The sequence below is a fragment of the Delftia sp. PX-1 genome (assembly GCF_055797465.1).
This window is the reverse complement of sequence record NZ_CP184763.1, coordinates 415,666-432,349: the sequence shown is the minus strand read 5'-3', so window position 1 is coordinate 432,349 and position 16,684 is coordinate 415,666. Positions and strand designations below refer to the sequence as shown.

Annotated in this window: 18 protein-coding genes; 7 read left to right on the top strand and 11 right to left on the bottom strand. The window is 68.9% G+C overall.

Annotated features, from left to right (window positions below):
* Positions 1 to 15: 15 nt before the first annotated feature.
* Entirely contained in the window at positions 16 to 444 is a 429-nt protein-coding gene (locus ACN20X_RS02000; protein ID WP_016453572.1) for a CopD family protein, read from the bottom strand.
* 123 nt (positions 445 to 567) lie between these two features.
* On the opposite strand from ACN20X_RS02000, the gene hemB reads away from it, so the two are divergent.
* Both hemB and ACN20X_RS01990 read left to right on the top strand, forming a co-directional pair.
* Positions 568 to 1,575, top strand: coding sequence for a porphobilinogen synthase (hemB, locus tag ACN20X_RS01995; protein WP_034347899.1), 1,008 nt, complete (start codon positions 568 to 570; stop codon positions 1,573 to 1,575).
* A 4-nt stretch (positions 1,576 to 1,579) separates the two neighbouring features.
* Complete coding sequence (locus ACN20X_RS01990; protein ID WP_473210250.1) at positions 1,580 to 2,797, top strand: magnesium transporter CorA family protein; 1,218 nt, start codon at positions 1,580 to 1,582, stop codon at positions 2,795 to 2,797.
* Here ACN20X_RS01990 and ACN20X_RS01985 read toward each other — a convergent pair.
* Entirely contained in the window at positions 2,794 to 4,752 is a 1,959-nt protein-coding gene (locus tag ACN20X_RS01985) for a sensor histidine kinase (protein WP_473210249.1), read from the bottom strand. The two genes, ACN20X_RS01990 and ACN20X_RS01985, sit on opposite strands and share 4 nt — an antisense overlap.
* A gap of 19 nt (positions 4,753 to 4,771) precedes the next feature.
* The gene (locus tag ACN20X_RS01980; protein ID WP_473210248.1) at positions 4,772 to 5,509 is read right to left on the bottom strand and encodes a response regulator; all 738 of its coding nucleotides are present in this window, start codon (positions 5,507 to 5,509) and stop codon (positions 4,772 to 4,774) included.
* A 209-nt stretch (positions 5,510 to 5,718) separates the two neighbouring features.
* On the opposite strand from ACN20X_RS01980, the gene ACN20X_RS01975 reads away from it, so the two are divergent.
* The 3 genes from ACN20X_RS01975 (at position 5,719) to ACN20X_RS01965 (ending at position 9,597) form a co-directional block, all read left to right on the top strand.
* Entirely contained in the window at positions 5,719 to 8,340 is a 2,622-nt protein-coding gene (locus ACN20X_RS01975) for a choice-of-anchor Q domain-containing protein (RefSeq protein ID WP_473210247.1), read from the top strand.
* A complete protein-coding gene (locus tag ACN20X_RS01970) occupies positions 8,337 to 8,981 on the top strand; it encodes a molybdopterin-dependent oxidoreductase (protein ID WP_473210246.1) in 645 nt (214 codons plus the stop codon). Before ACN20X_RS01975 ends, ACN20X_RS01970 begins: the two co-directional genes overlap by 4 nt.
* Positions 8,982 to 9,279: 298 nt before the next feature.
* On the top strand, positions 9,280 to 9,597 hold the full coding sequence (locus ACN20X_RS01965) for a hypothetical protein (protein ID WP_017405501.1): 318 nt from the start codon (positions 9,280 to 9,282) through the stop codon (positions 9,595 to 9,597).
* A 33-nt stretch (positions 9,598 to 9,630) separates the two neighbouring features.
* Here the strand turns inward: ACN20X_RS01965 and ACN20X_RS01960 are convergent, their stop codons facing one another.
* The 3 genes from ACN20X_RS01960 to ACN20X_RS01950 form a co-directional block, all read right to left on the bottom strand.
* A complete protein-coding gene (locus ACN20X_RS01960) occupies positions 9,631 to 9,999 on the bottom strand; it encodes a HepT-like ribonuclease domain-containing protein (protein ID WP_013800235.1) in 369 nt (122 codons plus the stop codon).
* A complete protein-coding gene (locus tag ACN20X_RS01955) occupies positions 9,996 to 10,286 on the bottom strand; it encodes a nucleotidyltransferase family protein (protein WP_473210245.1) in 291 nt (96 codons plus the stop codon). The genes ACN20X_RS01960 and ACN20X_RS01955 overlap by 4 nt, the downstream gene beginning before the upstream one ends.
* A gap of 122 nt (positions 10,287 to 10,408) precedes the next feature.
* Entirely contained in the window at positions 10,409 to 11,101 is a 693-nt protein-coding gene (locus ACN20X_RS01950) for a dienelactone hydrolase family protein (RefSeq protein ID WP_473210244.1), read from the bottom strand.
* Positions 11,102 to 11,219: 118 nt separating this feature from the next.
* Between ACN20X_RS01950 and ACN20X_RS01945 the strand changes: the two genes are divergently transcribed.
* Both ACN20X_RS01945 and ACN20X_RS01940 read left to right on the top strand, forming a co-directional pair.
* On the top strand, positions 11,220 to 11,972 hold the full coding sequence (locus ACN20X_RS01945; RefSeq protein ID WP_016453579.1) for an SDR family oxidoreductase: 753 nt from the start codon (positions 11,220 to 11,222) through the stop codon (positions 11,970 to 11,972).
* Between the two features lie 13 nt (positions 11,973 to 11,985).
* Entirely contained in the window at positions 11,986 to 12,633 is a 648-nt protein-coding gene (locus tag ACN20X_RS01940; protein ID WP_016448531.1) for a MarC family protein, read from the top strand.
* A gap of 33 nt (positions 12,634 to 12,666) precedes the next feature.
* On the opposite strand, the gene ACN20X_RS01935 is transcribed toward ACN20X_RS01940, so the two are convergent.
* From ACN20X_RS01935 to ACN20X_RS01915, 5 genes are all read right to left on the bottom strand, one after another.
* Positions 12,667 to 13,167 carry a hemerythrin domain-containing protein gene (locus ACN20X_RS01935; protein WP_016448532.1) on the bottom strand — a complete coding sequence of 167 codons (501 nt, stop codon included), beginning with the start codon at positions 13,165 to 13,167 and terminating at the stop codon, positions 12,667 to 12,669.
* A 246-nt stretch (positions 13,168 to 13,413) separates the two neighbouring features.
* Positions 13,414 to 14,001, bottom strand: coding sequence for a hypothetical protein (locus tag ACN20X_RS01930; RefSeq protein ID WP_016448533.1), 588 nt, complete (start codon positions 13,999 to 14,001; stop codon positions 13,414 to 13,416).
* Between the two features lie 145 nt (positions 14,002 to 14,146).
* Positions 14,147 to 14,365, bottom strand: a complete 219-nt coding sequence (locus ACN20X_RS01925; protein ID WP_012202308.1) for a CsbD family protein — start codon at positions 14,363 to 14,365, stop codon at positions 14,147 to 14,149.
* Between the two features lie 522 nt (positions 14,366 to 14,887).
* The gene (locus ACN20X_RS01920) at positions 14,888 to 15,556 is read right to left on the bottom strand and encodes an ABC-type transport auxiliary lipoprotein family protein (RefSeq protein ID WP_016453581.1); all 669 of its coding nucleotides are present in this window, start codon (positions 15,554 to 15,556) and stop codon (positions 14,888 to 14,890) included.
* A 13-nt stretch (positions 15,557 to 15,569) separates the two neighbouring features.
* A complete protein-coding gene (locus ACN20X_RS01915; RefSeq protein ID WP_016448535.1) occupies positions 15,570 to 16,532 on the bottom strand; it encodes an MlaD family protein in 963 nt (320 codons plus the stop codon).
* Between the last annotated feature and the right edge of the window lie 152 nt (positions 16,533 to 16,684).

Genomic DNA, 16,684 nt, shown 5'->3' with positions numbered 1-16,684 from the left:
CGTTGGAACGGTTTCTCAGAAAGGTTTGACGACCACCAGGATGACGATGGCCGCCAGCAGCAGCACCGGCACCTCGTTGAAGAAGCGGAACCAGCGGTGGCTGTGCTGGTCCCGGTTGTCGATCAGCTTGCGCAGCAGGCGCCCGCAGGCATGGTGGTAGCCGATGACCAGCAGCACGCCGGCCAGTTTGGCATGCATCCAGCCGTTGCCCGGCCCCTTGCCGATGCCGTAGCCCAGGTACAGCCACAGGCCCAGGCCCAATGCGGGCACGGCCAGCAGCGTGGTGAAGCGCAGCAGCTTGCGTGCCATGAGCAGCAGGCGCTCACGCTCGGCCACCGAGCCGGGCGTGACCATGGCCACATTGACGAAGATGCGAGGCAGATAGAACAGGCCCGCGAACCAGCTTGCCACGAAAACGATATGAAAGGCTTTGACCCACAGCATGCGGGCAGTGTACGTGCGTACAGGGGTGCGCCAGGCTGCGCAGGCGCAAAAGCCGAGTCCCGCGTGCCGGCGTCGTCGCCGGGGTTGCGGGGCCTGCGGCGGGAATGGGGCACAATTTTCGGCATGCATCTGTCCAGCCCCACCCCCTTCCCGCTCAACCGCCCCCGCCGCCTGCGCCGCGACGCCTTCACGCGCAATCTGGTGCGCGAGAACGTGCTCACGGCCCATGACTTCATCTACCCCGTGTTCGTGCACGAAGGCACGAACCAGCGCGAGGCCGTGCCCTCCATGCCCGGCGTGGACCGCCTGAGCCTGGACCTGCTGCTGCCCGTGGCAGAGCAGTGCGTGCAGCTGGAGATCCCGTTCCTGGCGCTGTTCCCCGCCATCGAGACCTCGCTGAAGACGCCCGACGGCAAGGAGGCGCTCAACCCCGACGGCCTGATCCCGCGCGTGGTGCGGGCGCTCAAGAAGGAGTTCCCGCAACTGGGCGTGATGACCGACGTGGCCCTGGACCCCTACACCAGCCACGGCCAGGACGGCATCCTCGACGAGTCCGGCTACATCATCAACGACGAGACCGTGCAGGTCCTGGTAGGCCAGGCCCTCACCCATGCCGAGGCCGGCGTGGACATGGTGGCGCCCAGCGACATGATGGACGGCCGCATCGGCGCCATCCGCGAGGCGCTGGAGGCCCACGGCCACATCCACACCCGCATCATGGCCTACAGCGCCAAGTACGCCAGCGCCTTCTACGGCCCGTTCCGCGATGCCGTGGGCACGCGCGGCGCGCTGGGCAAGGCCGACAAGAACGTCTACCAGATGGACCCCGCCAACACCGACGAGGCCCTGCGCGAAGTCGCCCAGGACCTGGCCGAGGGTGCGGACATGGTCATGGTCAAGCCCGGCATGCCGTACCTGGACGTGGTGCGCCGCGTCAAGGACGAATTCGGCGTGCCCACCTTCGCCTACCAGGTCAGCGGCGAGTACGCCATGCTCAAGGCCGCCGCCGCCAACGGCTGGCTGGACCATGACCAGGTGATGATGGAATCGCTGCTGGCCTTCAAGCGCGCGGGTGCCGACGGCATCCTGACCTACTTCGCCATCGACGCCGCGCGCAAGCTGCGCGGCTGAACGCATGCCGCCGGTGACGCCGCCCACGGGCACGGGAGCCGCTCCCTCAGCCGGGAACGCCAGGAACATGCGCATCTTCCACCTGCAGCCGGGCGGCGCCACCGAACTGGCCGACCTGCCCGGGCAGGCGCCCGCGCAGGGCTTCCTGTGGATCTCCTGCACCCGCGCCACCTTGCAGGAGCGGCTGGCCGACGTGCAGCGCACGCTGCAGCTGCTGTCGGGCCAGCAGCTGGTGGACCTGCATGTCTCGGACCTGCTCAACGCCCAGCTGCCATCGCGCTACGACTACACCTCGCAGTACGACCTGCTGGTCTTTCGCCGCCTGGCCAGCGGGCAGGCGCGTGCCGCCGCGCAGGCCGGCACGGCCTCTTCGCCTGCGGCGCAGGCGGCGCCCCCCTCGCCTCCCGTGCGCCGCACAGGCCCGCCCGTGCTGCGCAACATCGACACCAGCCCCGTGGGCTTTGCCATGTTCGACCAGGTGCTGCTGTCCGTGCACCCCGACGACTGCACCGTGCGCGACGCCTATGCCGCGCGGCTGCTGGCCGCCATGCCCAGCGATCTGCGCGAGGGACGGCTGAACCCCACCTCCGGCACGCGGCTGCCGGCCAGCCCGGCCGACCTCATGCTGCGCGTGGTCAACCTCATCGTGGACGGCTTCCTGGACCTGCGCCGCGAACTGTCGCGCCAGCTGGACCACTGGCAGACCGAGCTGCTGCGCCCGCGCACGCGCTTTGCCAACTGGGGGGCGCTGCTGGACGCACGGCTGGCCCTGCATGAGCTGGACGAAGTCTGCGAAGACCAGCGCGCTGCCGTGCAGGACTGGATCGACGCGCTGGAGACCTGGGCGCCTCCCGAGGGCGCGGCGGCGCTGCGCGAGCTGGACCTGCTCAAGGTGCGCAGCCGCGACGTGCTGGAACACATAGAGCGCGTGGTCCACCATGTGCGGCGGCTGGAGCAAAGCACCGAGACCGTGGTGCAGATGCATTTTTCGGTGCAGAGCAACCGCACCAACGACATCATGCGCACGCTGACCGCGCTGACGGCCGTCTTCCTGCCGCTGAACCTGATTGCCGGCATCTTCGGCATGAACTTCGAGTTCATCCCCCTGGTGCACAAGCAGGACGGCTTCTGGTGGGCCATGGGCTCGATGATGGCGATTGCCGTGGGCCTGACCATGTTCTTCTGGCGCAAGCGCTACATGGCGCGCACGGCGCAGGGCTAGGGCCCCGCCCGCTCCAGCGGCATCCACAGCGTGAAGCGATTGCCGCCGGCCAGCGGCGCCCAGTCCAGCCGCGCCTGCAGCGCCAGCGCGCGTGTGCGCATGTTCACCAGTCCCTTGCGGCCCTCGATGGGTGCCTGGGCGCGGTCGAAGGGGTGGCCGTCGTCCTCCACCAGCACCTGCACGCCGGCCCGGCCGTCCAGGGGGGCCTGGGCCGTGCGCACCGTAATCTCGCGCGCGCCGCTGTGCTTGATGATGTTGGTCAGCACCTCCTGCAGGATGCGCAGCACATGCAGGGCGGCCTGCGCATCCAGCCAGGGCAGCGCGGGCAGGTCGCTCACCTCCCAGTGCAGCCGCAGCCCCGCCCCCTCCAGGCGCGGCCCCAGCCGGTAGCGCAGCCCGGCCAGCAGCGCCAGCAGGTCGCAGTCCAGCGGCTCCAGCGAGTCGATGGACAGCTTCAGGTCATCGATGCACTCCTGCAGCAGCTGCACCAGGTCCACCGTGCCGGCCTGGTTGAACTCCACCACGCGCAGCGCGCTCATCAGCGAGGAGCCCACGCCGTCGTGCATCTCGCGCATCAGGCGCTGGCGCTCCTGCATCAGCGTCTGCTCGCGCTCCACGGCCAGCAGGCGCTCATGGGCCTGGGCCAGCTCCGCCTCCTGGGCCTTGAGCCGTTCCGCCAGATGCAGGTTGGCGTTCTCGGCCACGGCCAGCGCGCCGTTGTAGCGCCGGTAGGCCACCAGCAGGAACAGCGTGAACAGCCCCAGGTACACATAGGGCGTGAGGTAGATGCTCTCTATGCTGATCAGGTAGCTTTGCAGCGCCAGGTCATGGAAGCCGATGGGAAACGACAGCAGCATCCACACGGCCAGCATGGTGCTGCCGCCATCGCGCATGCGCCAGGCGCCCGCCACGGCCATGCACAGCACCAGGATCTCCGGCGGCACCATCAGCAGCCGCAGCAGCGGCAGGATGGTCTCGTGCGCCGGCCCCCACAGCGGCACCGCCACCAGCAGCACCGTGCCCACGTAGCCCTGCAGCACCCGGGCCAGCCATGGCCGGCGCCTGCGCTGCATCAGGCACAGGAAATGGAAGGCCGCCACCGTGGCGCCCATGAGGCCGGCCAGCGTCAGCCAGGAGAACCAGCCGTCCGACAGGGCCAGCCCCTCGCCGTCCACCATGAACTGCAGCGAGCCCAGCAACTGGCACAGCGACATCAGGAAGAACAGCAGGAACACCACATCCCCGCGCCGCCGCTGCAGCGTCCACAGCGCCAGCGCGAACAGGCCCAGCACCAGGTAGGAGCCTGCCGTATAGACCACCAGATCGGCCTGGAGCAGGCTGCGCAGCCGCCAGGACAGGCGCAGCGACTCGGCCGGCCCCGCCCACAGGCTGGACAGCGCCCCGCCCACGCCCTGCTGGCTGGCCATGCGCACATGCACCTGCAGCGGTCTGCCCGGCTGCGCCAGCCCGCCCAGGTCCAGCCACACCGGCCGGTTGAAACTGTTCCACACCCGGCTGCCGCGCGTCTGCCAGGCCAGCTTCCCATCCACATACACCGCCACCGTGCCCACCGTCTGCCAGCGCGGGATATACAGGCGCGCGCCCTGCGGCGTAGGCACCAGGGCTTCAGGCGGCACCACGGCGCGGAACCAGCGCACCTCGGGCGGCGCCGCTGCCAGGTCGCCGCTGCCCGACACGGCCCTGTCGCCCCCATAGGGCAGGTCCACATCGCTCCACGGCGTCGATGCATCCAGCACCGCGTCGTCGGCCGACGCAAGCGCCGCAGGCGGCGCCCAGTGCGGGCTGTCCGACCGCCACAGCTGCGCCTGGCGCAGTTGCACCGCTTCGCCTGCGGCGGGGCCACGCAGCCCGAATGCCCCCGCCAGCAGCATCGCCAGCGCCACCAGTCCCGCCGAAACCAGCAAGACCCTCCCCTGCAGCAGCGGCTGCGTCATCTGCCCACCGTGGCGGCGCTCATTGCCGCCCCTCGGCCAGCCAGCCGCGCTGCAAGGCCACATGCATCATCTGCGTGCGGCTGGACACCTGCAGCTTGCCGTAGACGCGCCGCACGAAGGTGCGCACCGTGTGGCGCGACACGCCCAGCTGGCGCGCCACCTCGTCCAGCGTATGGCCGCGCGCCACCAGGCGCAGCACCTCCAGCTCGCGCGTGGACAGCGCCTGCGCGGCGGCCTGCGGCTCCACAGGCCGTTCCAGCCCTGCCACCGCCCCGGCCCGCTGCTGGCGCAGCAGCAGCTTGCGCGCCACCATGGGATTGATGGGGCTGCCGCCCGCGTGCAGGCTGCGCACTTCCTCCAGCACCGCGTCGGCGGCCAGGTCCTTGAGCAGATAGCCCATGGCGCCGGCCTCGATGGCGGCCAGCACATGCTGCTCGTCGCCAAAGATGGTGCTGACCATCACCGCCGCCCCGGGATGGCGGGCACGCACGGCAGCAATCACCTCCAGGCCGCTGCCGTCGGGCAGGCCCAGGTCCACCAGCATCACGTCCATGGCACCGGCCCCATCGGCCCGGCCGAGCTGGTGCAGGGCCTCCGTGCGGCTGGCTGCCGCCCAGCACAGGACCATGTCCTTCGCGGCATTGATCACGCCCACCAGGGCATGGCGGCAGGCGGCGTCGTCCTCCACCACGGCCACGCGGATGGGTGTGGCGCCACCCGTCGCGGCGGCAGAGGAAGGGTCTGTGTGCGTGTCCATGGAGGTGGAGTGCGTGGCGAGGGCCGCATGTTCACATGGAACAAGACCGCTGTCATGTCGCCCGGATAGGTGACATGGGCGGCATGGCGGCCCCGCTCCTCTCATCGGCCATGTAGCCCGAACGGGGGACATACAGAAAGCCGGACACCCCATAGATTTGCCCTCTTCAGCACATCACCGAGATGCTGTGCCTACCGAGGGGGTCCGCCATGTCCATCATCCACCCGTCTGCTGCAGCCGACGCACCACCCATGCCCACGCCAAGCCCCTGGGTCCGGACATTGCCGGGCCTGACGGTCGGGTTGTCACTGGCCCTTGCCGGCGCCGCGGCCCAGGCCGCCACACTCACCGTCACCACCGCCGGCGAGATTGCAGACACCGAGCCGCTGTCTCGTGCGCAATGCTCGCCTGCCGCAGGCGACCGCAACTGCGACACCCTGCGCGACGCCATCAACCATGCCGCCGATGGCGACACCATCGTCTTCGGCGCGGCCCTGGATGGACAAACCATCTCGCTGACCCGCTTTACCAACTGCCTGGACACCGGGCAGGCCGCCGGCGCCACCTGCCTGCCGCTGGCCAGCTGGCCCGGCTACGTCTCGCAGTTCGGCCCCAGCGCCTTCTTCATCAGCGGCAAGCACATCACCATCGATGCCACCGCCAATGGCCTGACGCCCCAGGGCGTGAGCGTGCAGCGCCTCGGTACCGCACCCGGCTTCCGGCTGTTCGACATCGATGCGCAGGGTGGCCTGGTCCTGCGCGGCCTGACCCTGGCCGGGGGGCAGGCCACAGGCGGCTCCAGCCGCTTTGGCGGCGGCGCGCTGGGTGCGGGCGGTGCCATCTTCAATCGGGGCCAGCTCACCATCGAACGCAGCACGCTCACGCGCAATCACGCACAAGGGGGGCAAGGAGGCAGGCTTTCCTTGAACTCCTTTGCAGGTGCCGGCGTGGGCGAGGATGGGACTTTGTCCCCGGGGGGAGGGCCGAACGCTGGCGGCCCGGACGATGGCGGCCTGGGCGGTGGCAGTGGCAGCGCCAGCGGCAAGAACGGCGGCTTCGGTGGTGGCGGCGGCGGCTCCGGCGGTGGCGGCTTTGGCGGTGGTGGTGGCCGTCGTGGCAGCGGTGGCGGCTTCGGCGCCGGCAACGGTGGGGGCGGCCCCTTCGACGCTGGCGGTGGCGCAGGCGGCATGGGAGGGGCCATTTTCAACAACGCAGGCACCTTGACGCTGAACCAGGTCACCCTGGCTGGCAACGGTGCACACGGCGGGCTGGGCAACAGCAGCGGCGGCGGCGCCGGCCTGGGTGGCGCCGTTTTCAACTACAACGGCGTGCTCACCATCCGTTTCTCCACCCTGGCCGGCAATACCGTGCAGGCCAATGGCGACGACAACCCGGCCGCGCAAGGCGGCGCCATCTATAGCCTGGGCGATTCCCAGGCGGCCTGCAGTGCGGGTGGCAACATCAGCTGCACCCGCAGCGGTGCCTCGCTGCAGATGCAGGCCAGCATTGCCCAGGACAGCGTGTTCGAGCCGGCCACCAAACAGCCCGCTGGCAGGGACGTGGTGCTGGACCTGCGCAATGGCGGCACCAGCGATGCCAGCGGCAGCAACAATCTGCTGGGCCTGGCGCAGGCCCTGAACAATGCCGACATCAGCGCCCTGGCCTTCACCACGGGCAACCCGCAGCTCGGCCCCCTGGCCAGCCACGGCGGCCCCACCCAGACCATGTTGAACACCACCGGCAGCCCGGCACTGGACGGGGTGGCCTGCACTGCCGCACCCGGCACGGACCAGCGCGGCGTGGCCCGGCCGCAGGGTGCGCGGTGCGACATCGGCGCCGTGGAGGCGAACGTCTTCCAGGCGGCATTGACTGTTCTGACCAGCGGCGTGGGCGGCGTATCGGCGCAGGCCTCCCCGCCTGCAGCCACGGGTGCCATACAGGACTGCGGCCGCCCAGGCGGCCTGTGCCAGGCCGGCTATGGCTACTTCGAAGGCGCGCCCACCCTGGTGACCCTGGCCGCAACGCCCGACGCTGGCCATGCCTTTGCCACCTGGGGTGATGCCTGCAGCGGCAGCACGTCCACGTGCAGCGTCACCATCGATGCAGCCAGGAGCGTGCAGGCCAGCTTCACGGCCTTCAGCGTCACGGCAAGCCTGCCCTCCGGCACCTACGGCACGGCCTACAGCCAGCCGCTGGCGCCCGTGCCCAGCGGCGGCGTGGGGCCGTTCAGCTACAGCGTGAGCGGTTTGCCCGCAGGCTTCAGCCAGGCCGCCGGCACCCTCTCGGCTCCAGCCACGCAGGCGGCAGGCAGCTACAGCTTCACGCTGACCGCCACCGATGCCAACGGCGCCACCACCGAAGCCGCAGCCGTGACCGTGGTGATCGGCCCGGCAGCCACCAGCGCCCACCTGTCGGCCTCCCCCGCTGCGCCAGGCCATGGCCAGAGCGTGACTTTCAGCGTCCAGGTCACGCTGCCTGCCGGCGCCAGCGGCACGGTGGATTTCTTGAACGGAACGCAGGTGCTGTGCGCCAGCGTTCCGGTGACCGGCGGGCAGGCCAGCTGCAGCGTGCCCCGGCTGCCACCGGGCACGGCCACGGTGCAGGCGCGCTATGTGCCCGGTGATGGCAATACCTCCGGCTCGGACAGCAACACCGTGACCGTCACGGCGGCCCCCGCACCATCTGCGGCGCCCATTCCAGCGCTGGGCGCCGGGGGGATTGCGCTGCTGGGCCTGCTGACCGCAGCGGGCGCGGCGTTGTCGCGCAGGATGGGCACTTCACGGAAAATCGGCGCTGGCACATCGCCACGCACCCCCAGGAGTTCCCCATGACCGCATCCGCAAGCCGGAGCCCGCTTTCACGCCGCAGCCTGCTGGCCGCCAGCGCAGCCACCGGCCTGGCCCTGTGCGAAAGGGCCCTGGCCGCCCCCGCCGCCCCCGGGAAAAGCACCGAAGCCGCCGTGCTCACCATCAGCGGCCCCGGCGTGCGCGGCAACCGGGGGCCGCTGGACCCGGTGGCCGATCTGCTGCTGAAAAACCATGGCCTGGCCTTCGACTCGGCCTGGACCACAGGGGCCGGTGCGCTGGAGCGCCTGCCCACGGTGGAGATCACGCCCCATATCGAATACGACGGCCAGCCCCACCGGCTGCGCGGCCCGCTGCTGGCCACCGTGCTGCAGGCGGCCGGCGTGGACACCGCCGCCGCAGCGGCCAAGGGCCAGTGGATCACCCTGCAGGCCATCGACGGCTACCGCGCCCAGCTGCCGCTGGCGCAGGCCCTGCAATGGCGCATGCTGCTGGCCACGCACATGGACGGCCGGCGCCTGGGCCTGGGCGGCCTGGGCCCGCAATGGGCCATGTACGACGCCGACCGCATTGCCGATCTGGCAGGCAAGCCGCTCAAGGAACGTTTTGCGCAGGCGCCCTGGGGGCTGTACCACATGGGGCTGCACGCGCAGCAACCCCAAGGTTGAGCCTGGCTTCAGAGCGCGGCAGAACGCGCATTTGGAGTACCATTTCGCGATCCCCTCGGGGGATTCGGGCTTGGCGGCCCGAAAGCAAAGGAGCAGCAGCCGTTTGTCTTTACAACGAGACAGCGGCTTTTCCATCTTCCCAGTGTGCTGCGCTGGGCACAGTTCCGTTTTGGCGGGGCTGTGCGGGACCTCCGCAAGGGGGTGCCGGCTCCTTTGCCCGGTCCGCCAACCTGCACAGTCCTGCCACCCCTCTTGGCGGGGGGGAGGCAGGTTCTACACCTGTCGCAAAGGAGCCGCCATGGCTGACACCACCGTCCCCGGCGAAACAATCACCCCGGCCTTTCCCTTCGCCCCTGTGTGCACGCCCGGTCAAGAAACCAGCCTGTACTACCCCATTTCCGAATACGAGGTCTATCGCCTCAAGGACTGCATGCACCAGATGGGCCTGGTGATCGACCTGTGCTGCATGGCTGGCCCAGACCAACAACTGAGCGACCTGGGCGGGCTGATGAGCTTCCTGACCGCGCAGCAGCGCGCGCTGCGGGGCACGCTGCAGACCGTGCAGGCGCGCAAGGCGACGCCGGGGCCGGCCTGTGATCCGGACCCCGGGGGTTGATCAGGCCAGTTGCGGACACTCGCGCAGCACCGGTCAGCCCGGCCTGGCGCCGTCCGCATCCCGGCGAATGGATGGCCATTGCCTGAGCAATTCAGGCAAGGCCGTCTGCACGGTGTCCCACACCAGATCGAGGTTGATGTCGAAATAGCCATGGGCGATGCGGTTGCGCATGCCGCGCATGTTGCGCCATGGCACTTGCCCGTGTGTCTGGGCGAACTCGGCATAGCCATCCATGACCTTCGTGACAGCCTCGCCGATGATGACGAGGCTCATGATGACGGCCTGCTGGGTGCGCTTGTCCTCCAGGAAATCCTCCTTGGCCAAGCCCTCCACGAAGCTACAGGCATCCGTTGCGGCCTGCTGTATGTGATCGAGGTAATCGGGAAGGCGATGCCCGTTCATATCGGCTGCGCCTCCGCAAGCACCTGGGCACGGAACTTCAGCGGCAGGTCTCCGGGCGTCAGCAGACCAACGCGAAGGCCGAGCAGCGATTCCAGCTCGTCCTGCAGGCCGCCCAGGTCGAACAGCGTCGCGCCCGGCAATGCATCGACCAGCAGGTCGAGGTCGCTGCCGTCCCGGTCGGTGCCATGCAGCACGGAGCCGAAGACGCGCGGGTTCGCAGTGCGGAAACGGCTGGCCATTTCACGCACTGCGCTGCGATTCATGTCGAGTACCACGGACGGTCGCATGGACATCCTTTCCTGTTGAGACTTCTGGAAAGCCTATTGCATCAGGCACCGGGTTTCAAGCAGCACTCCCGGAAATCCCGATGCCTGGATTTTCCATGCCGGGCCACGCCCGGCACGGCAGATCAGGCCAGGTGCTGGTCGAAGAAGGCCAGCGTGCGATCGCGCGCCTGCAGGGCGCTGGCCTCGTCGTAGGCGCTGCGCTGGTCGCAGTTGAAGCCGTGGTCGGCGTCGTACAGGTGCACCTGCACATGCTTTTGCGCCTGGGCGAAGGCCTGCACGGCGTCCACGGGAATGTGCGCATCGCGCCGGCCGAAGTGGGCGATGACGGGGCACAGCGGCTCGCGGCCCATCTCCAGCGGCGTGGTCATGCCGCCGCCGTAGTAGCAGGCCGCAGCCGACAGGCTGGGCAGGTTGCAGGCCGCGCGCCAGGCCCACAGGCCGCCCCAGCAAAAGCCCACGATGCCCACCTTGCCGCCGGGCACCAGCGTGGCGGCATGGGCGATGGCGGCCTCGATCTCGGGCAGCACGCCGGGCTGGGGCAGCGCCTCGGCGGCGGATCTCAGCGCCATGCCCTTGGCACGGTCGGCGTCGCCGTAGCCCAGGTCCACACCCGGCTCCACACGCGTGAACAGTGACGGCGCCACGGCCACATAGCCCCGCGCCGCAAGCCGGTCGGTCACGGCGCGGATATGGGCGTTGACGCCGAAGATCTCCTGCAGCACGACGATGGCACCGCGCGCGGGCACGTCGGGGCGGGCCACCCAGGCCGGCGAAGACGTGCCATCCAATGAAGTCAACTGCACAAAACTGCCCATGTCCGCGTTCCTTTCTGTCTGAGAACCTGTTGTGATTTCCCGGTGGGCGGACGCGCCCCGCAATGCTGTAATGGCGGCGGGCCGGCCCGTGCGGCAATTCTTTCACAGGAGACATTCGATGGAACGAAAAGTCGTGCTCATCACCGGCGGCAGCCGCGGCATAGGCGCCGCAACGGCACGCATGGCAGCGCACCGGGGCTGGGACGTGGTGATCAGCTACCAGCACCAGCGCGATGCGGCCGAGGCCGTGGTGGCCGACGTGCAACTGGCCGGCACCCGCGCGCTGGCCGTGCAGGCCGATGTGGGCGACGAAGCCGAGGTGCTGGCCCTGTTCGGTGCGGTGGATGCGCAGTTCGGCCGGCTGGATGCCCTGGTCAACAACGCCGGTGTGGTGGACCGCGCGCAGACCGTGGCCGAGATGAGCGTGCAGCGGCTGGAGCGCATGTTCCGCGTCAATACCATCGGCAGCTTCATCTGCGCGCGCGAGGCCGTGCGGCGCATGAGCACCCGCCACGGCGGGAGGGGTGGCGCCATCGTGAACGTCTCCAGCATCGCTTCGCGGCTGGGCGCACCGGGCCAGTACGTGGACTATGCGGCCGCCAAGGGCGCGTTGGACGTGATGACGCTGGGCCTGGCCAAGGAAGTCGCCGCCCAGGGCATACGCGTGAACGCCGTGCGGCCCGGCTTGATAGAGACCGACATCCACGCCAGCGGCGGACAGCCCGACCGCGTCGAGCGCCTGGCGCCCAACGTGCCCATGCAGCGCGGCGGCAGGGCCGAGGAGGTGGCCGACGCCATCCTCTGGCTGATGTCCGACGGCTCGCACTACACCACGGGCAGCCTGGTCGATATCTCGGGCGGCAACCTCTAGCTCCAAGGCAACCATGGACCTCAAACCGCTGATCACTTTGGTGGCCATCATCAACCCGCTGGCCATCGTCCCCTTCTTCATCCACTACACCGAGGGATTCAGCGCCCAGCAGCGCCAGCAGACCATTCGCACGGCGGCGCTGGCCTCGTTCTGCGTGATCGCGGCCTGCGCCATCATCGGGCTGCAGGTGCTGGACTTCTTCAACATCTCGCTGCAGAGCTTCCAGGTGGGCGGCGGCCTGCTGCTGCTGATCAGCGCGATGAACATGCTCAACGCCCGCCCGGCCGAGGAACGGCCCAACGCGCCCACGCTGGCGGCAGGCGCGGAAAAGGCCGCCATGGGCAACAGCATTGCCGTGGTGCCGCTGACGATTCCGCTGCTGACAGGGCCGGCCTCCATGTCCACCGTGGTGATCTATGCCGACCAGGCACGCACCATCTGGCAGCACCTGGCGCTGGTGGGCTATGGCGTGGTGGTGGCGCTGGTGGTGATGGTCTGCTTTTCGCTGGCCGACCCGATTGCGCGCGTGCTGGGCAAGACCGGCATCAACGTGATGACGCGGCTCATGGGCCTGATCCTCGCGGCCCTGGCCGTAGAGGTGATGGCGGGCGGGCTGGTGAAGATCTTCCCCATCCTGGCCTCGCCCGCGATCGTGCCCTGAGCGGGCTGGCTGGCCGATTGAAGGCCCGCCGGATCAGGCCGGCACGGCCCGCGCGCGGTCGGCGCTGCCGTCGCATGCACCGCCGCAGCCCGTGATGGGCTGCTCGGGCAAGGCCTCGGGGTGGGCCAGCGAGCCCGTGGCGGGATCGAAGCCCGCGCTGCGCAGATGCAGGGCCAGCGCCGCATCCATGGTCTGCGCATGGTGCACGAACCAGGCCGCCAGCTCGCCCGCCATGCTGCGGATCACGGCCAGATCCCCCGCTGCCGCCTTGGCCGCCCCCTCGCGCATCACCTGCAGCACTACCTTGTGCTGCAGGCTGTGGCAGTTGGTGCTGGTGAACCGCGTGGACTGCATCCAGCGGTCTTCCTGGTCGAAGTGCACTTGCGTATGCGCGATCAGCTCATCCCAGCGCACGCACAGCTGCGCATCATCGGCCGCCTCCACCTCGGCCAGCAGCAGCACGAACTCCTGGTGCACCTCGTCCATGGCCGGCAATTCCAATGCCAGCGCTCCGCTCCATTCCAGCACGGCCATATGCTTCTCCTGCCTTCATCATGAAAGACTGCAGCTTAGGAACAGCACCGCCCAACCCGTTTGACCCACATCAGCCAACCCGAAAACAGCAAAGCCCCGCGAGCGGGGCTTGGTCAAGGCGGATAAAACTGGCGCGCCCCAACATCAGGGACGCCAAGCAAGAGCCGCCTCGCGGCGAGGGCGTCGTCCTCCTCCCCCGCGAAGCGGGTAGAGAGGGGGAAGCGGCGTCAGCCGCTCAGGGGGAGCTTACTGTCCATATTTACGCTTGGCATCCGCCACGCAGGCATCCTTGGCGTCACCGCTCATGGTGTCGCAACGGGCCTTGGCAGCCTTGTAGTCGGCTTCGCGGGTTTCCTCGGCAGCGTCCTTGCGGGTCTCGGCCACGTTGGCGGCCTTGGCGGCAGAGTTGGCGGCAGGTTCGGCCTGGGCCTTGTTCACCTTGGCGGCTTCGACGGCACGCACATGGGCAGCCTTGGCATCCTTCACGCAGACGTCCTTGGCGTCGCCCTTGAGGTCATCGCACTTTTCCTTGGCGATGTCGTAGTCCGCATCAGCCTTGGCCTTGAGTGCCTTTTCGCTGTTCTTGGGCGAAGGATTGCGGCGCGATTCCAGTTCAGCCTTGGCGACGTTTTCCTGGCCCTTGGCCTGCTTCTCGCAGACGTCCTTGGCGTTGTCCTTGAGCGGCTTGCACTGTTCCTTGGCAGCCTTGTAGTCGGCCTCGATCTGGTTCTTGGCGGCCGTGTGCTCGGCATTGGTCATGGCCATGGCGCCGGAGGCCATCAGGCCCAGGGCGACGGCGGACAGCATGTGGCGAAAGCGTTGCGGTGTTTGCATGATGGAACTCCTTGTATTTGTACTGAGGTGGCCCTTGATGCCTGCGGCGGCGGGCCTTGGGTGCATGCCCTGGGGGCATGCCGGCTATCGAGGAGCGGATGGGGGCGCCGGCCAGGGCGACCAGCCCATCCGCAGTCCACCCTCGTCAGTCTTCGAAGCGGAAGTCGGGGTTGCGCTTTTGCCAGTCGGTCAGCTGCTTTTCGGCAGCGTCGCGGGCCAGGCCCTGGCGCTCCTGCAGCTTGCCCAGGAATTGCTCGCGCTTGCCGGCGATCACGTCCAGATCGTCATCGGTGAGCTTGCCCCATTGCTCACGGATCTTGCCGGTGAATTGCTTCCAGTTGCCCTTGATGCGGTCTTCATTCATGGCTTGTTCCTTTCAGTGATGTTGAAGTCGTGCCGTGCAATCAGGCCTTGTTTTTTCAAAGCCGCGATCTGCATCAGCGACGGTTCCACTGTAAAAAACCTGGGGGCTGCGCGTCGTAGTCTGGACCTAGTGTTGACGGTCGTCCCAGGGGCAGCCGAGACGGTGGGATCGGGACTACAGCCCCTGACGGACGCGCGGGAAGCGCTGGGTCAGGCGCGGCCCGCCCCTGCCCTGAGTACCGACCTTTTCCCCGTATGTCCGCACCTGCGCCGTGGCGGTTGCGGGATTGCAAGCCTGCCGAAGGACAGGCTTGCTTCGTGATCTGACCTTTCTTGGCGAATCAAGAAAAGGGCAGTCGGCTGCCGGGCCGAGACCCGGCCTCGAAAAGCAACCATCCGGCAGGGGCAGAAAAAGTCCACTTGCGTGCAGAGCCAGTTGCCAAAAACAAAAAACGGCCAGCGGATGCAATGCACCCACCAGCCGTTCTCAAGAGAATGGATGGGCTGGAAATCCAGCAGCCGCTCAGTGCCCCTGCTGCCCCAGCCACGCATCGATCTGCGCAATGGCCGCATCCGTGGCCTTGGCCAGGGCCTGGGCGCCGCCCGCCGCATCGCCCGAAGCTGCAGGACTGCGCACCTCGAACACCTTCTGTCCGAGCAGGCGGTCCACAGCACCGCTTTGCTCGACCAGGGTGGCGCGCAGGCGCACCACGCCGGCACTGGAGCCGGGCGCGTCAAAGACCTGGCTGAACTCTTCGATGTCCACGCGCAGCAGCGTGGGCACGGCGCCTTGCAGGCGCGGCTGGGCCACGCTTTCGCTGCTGGCCAGCACGGGGCGCTGCAGGCCCAGTTGGCTGCGCAGGCGCTGCTGCAGCAGCAGTGCAGGAGGCTGGCTCCAGCGCGCCAGCTGGTAGGGGCGCAGTTCCTGGCCGTTGGCATAGGCCAGGCGGTAGAACATGGCCGTGCTGCCGTCGGACAGGGCGGGGGCCTCCACATCGGCCAGCGCCAGCGGCGTGCGTGCCTGCGGGGCGGCGGATGTGGCGGACTGCGCGGGCGTGGACAGCGGCGCCAGCCCGAAGTCATAGCGTGCGGGCTGGGCGGGGGGCTGCGGCAGGGCCGAGCAGCCGGCCAGCAGGATCAGGGCGGCGGCCAGTCCAGCGCTGGCCACGGCGGTCTTGCGAGATGGGGACATGCGGGTTCCTCGGTCAGGGCTGGGTGGCTGCAGACGGGGCGACGAAGCCGGGCTCGCCCGGCCCCGGACGGGCCTGGCCCGGCCCGTAGATCACGGCCTGCGGGTTGTCGCTGAAGCGGCTGGCCGCCGTGCCCATCTGGCGCGCGGCGCGCGAGACATCATCGGCCGCTCGGTTGGCGTGCGGCACCGTGCTGCGGCCCAGCGAATCGGCCATGCGGGTCAGTGCGCGCGTGCTCTGGGCGATCTGCTCCAGCGGCCCGTCCTGCGCGTTCACGCGGCGCACGGTCTGCTGCAGCTCGGACGCCACGGCGGCGGCTCCGTTGCTGGCCTTCTCCAGCGACTGCAGGGTGTTGTGGGCGTCGGCGGCGAGCTGCGGCACCTGGGTGGACAGCGTGCGGTCCAGGTTCTGCGTGAGCTGCTGCACGCCTGCGGCAGCGGCCGCAATGTTCTCCAGCGCCTGGCTCACGCGCTTTTGGTTGTCGGTGTCCAGCATGTCGCTGAGGCGGCGCGAGATTTCATCGGCGCGCTCCAGCAGCACCTGCCCCTGGTCGGCCAGCATGCTCAGCGGCGAAGAGCGCAGCGGCAGGCGCGGCAGGCCGCTGGGGCCCGGGGGCAGTTGGGGCTGGGGCTGGTCCGCATCATCGAGCTGCACATGGGCCAGGCCCGTGACGCCCTGGTAGCCCAGCACGGCGAACGTGGTGGGCGTGATGGGCGTGTTCACACCGATGGCGATGCGGATCAGCACGTTGCCATTGGTCTGCGGATCGAACCCGATGCGCGTGACCTTGCCCACGGCCACGCCCTTGTAGCGCACGGCGGCCTGGGCCTGCAGGCCGCTGATGCCATCCTTGGTGGACAGTTCGTACTCGTTGTACTGCCGCGTATCGCGCGTCAGCCAGATCGCCAGCCCCGCCAGCAGGGCCGCCACGACCAGCACGAAAATGCCGGCCGCCATGGCATGTGATTTGTTTTCCATATCAATGGTCCATAACGTTGAGCCCAGCAAAACAAGGCATGGGGCCACAGCCCCCAGGGCCAGCACTCAGAGCGCGGCCTTCAAAACCGGCGCACCCCAAGGCAAGGGACACCGAGCAAGGGCCGCCCCGCCGCGAGGGTGTCGTCCCCCCC

Bases quoted from the DNA above. Each gene is read 5' to 3' on its own strand.
- ACN20X_RS02000 (WP_016453572.1), bottom strand. From the start codon at position 444: ATGCTGTGGGTCAAAGCCTTTCATATCGTTTTCGTGGCAAGCTGGTTC.
- hemB (WP_034347899.1), top strand. From the start codon at position 568: ATGCATCTGTCCAGCCCCACCCCCTTCCCGCTCAACCGCCCCCGCCGC.
- ACN20X_RS01990 (WP_473210250.1), top strand. From the start codon at position 1,580: ATGCCGCCGGTGACGCCGCCCACGGGCACGGGAGCCGCTCCCTCAGCC.
- ACN20X_RS01985 (WP_473210249.1), bottom strand. From the start codon at position 4,752: ATGACGCAGCCGCTGCTGCAGGGGAGGGTCTTGCTGGTTTCGGCGGGA.
- ACN20X_RS01980 (WP_473210248.1), bottom strand. From the start codon at position 5,509: ATGGACACGCACACAGACCCTTCCTCTGCCGCCGCGACGGGTGGCGCC.
- ACN20X_RS01975 (WP_473210247.1), top strand. From the start codon at position 5,719: ATGTCCATCATCCACCCGTCTGCTGCAGCCGACGCACCACCCATGCCC.
- ACN20X_RS01970 (WP_473210246.1), top strand. From the start codon at position 8,337: ATGACCGCATCCGCAAGCCGGAGCCCGCTTTCACGCCGCAGCCTGCTG.
- ACN20X_RS01965 (WP_017405501.1), top strand. From the start codon at position 9,280: ATGGCTGACACCACCGTCCCCGGCGAAACAATCACCCCGGCCTTTCCC.
- ACN20X_RS01960 (WP_013800235.1), bottom strand. From the start codon at position 9,999: ATGAACGGGCATCGCCTTCCCGATTACCTCGATCACATACAGCAGGCC.
- ACN20X_RS01955 (WP_473210245.1), bottom strand. From the start codon at position 10,286: ATGCGACCGTCCGTGGTACTCGACATGAATCGCAGCGCAGTGCGTGAA.
- ACN20X_RS01950 (WP_473210244.1), bottom strand. From the start codon at position 11,101: ATGGGCAGTTTTGTGCAGTTGACTTCATTGGATGGCACGTCTTCGCCG.
- ACN20X_RS01945 (WP_016453579.1), top strand. From the start codon at position 11,220: ATGGAACGAAAAGTCGTGCTCATCACCGGCGGCAGCCGCGGCATAGGC.
- ACN20X_RS01940 (WP_016448531.1), top strand. From the start codon at position 11,986: ATGGACCTCAAACCGCTGATCACTTTGGTGGCCATCATCAACCCGCTG.
- ACN20X_RS01935 (WP_016448532.1), bottom strand. From the start codon at position 13,167: ATGGCCGTGCTGGAATGGAGCGGAGCGCTGGCATTGGAATTGCCGGCC.
- ACN20X_RS01930 (WP_016448533.1), bottom strand. From the start codon at position 14,001: ATGCAAACACCGCAACGCTTTCGCCACATGCTGTCCGCCGTCGCCCTG.
- ACN20X_RS01925 (WP_012202308.1), bottom strand. From the start codon at position 14,365: ATGAATGAAGACCGCATCAAGGGCAACTGGAAGCAATTCACCGGCAAG.
- ACN20X_RS01920 (WP_016453581.1), bottom strand. From the start codon at position 15,556: ATGTCCCCATCTCGCAAGACCGCCGTGGCCAGCGCTGGACTGGCCGCC.
- ACN20X_RS01915 (WP_016448535.1), bottom strand. From the start codon at position 16,532: ATGGAAAACAAATCACATGCCATGGCGGCCGGCATTTTCGTGCTGGTC.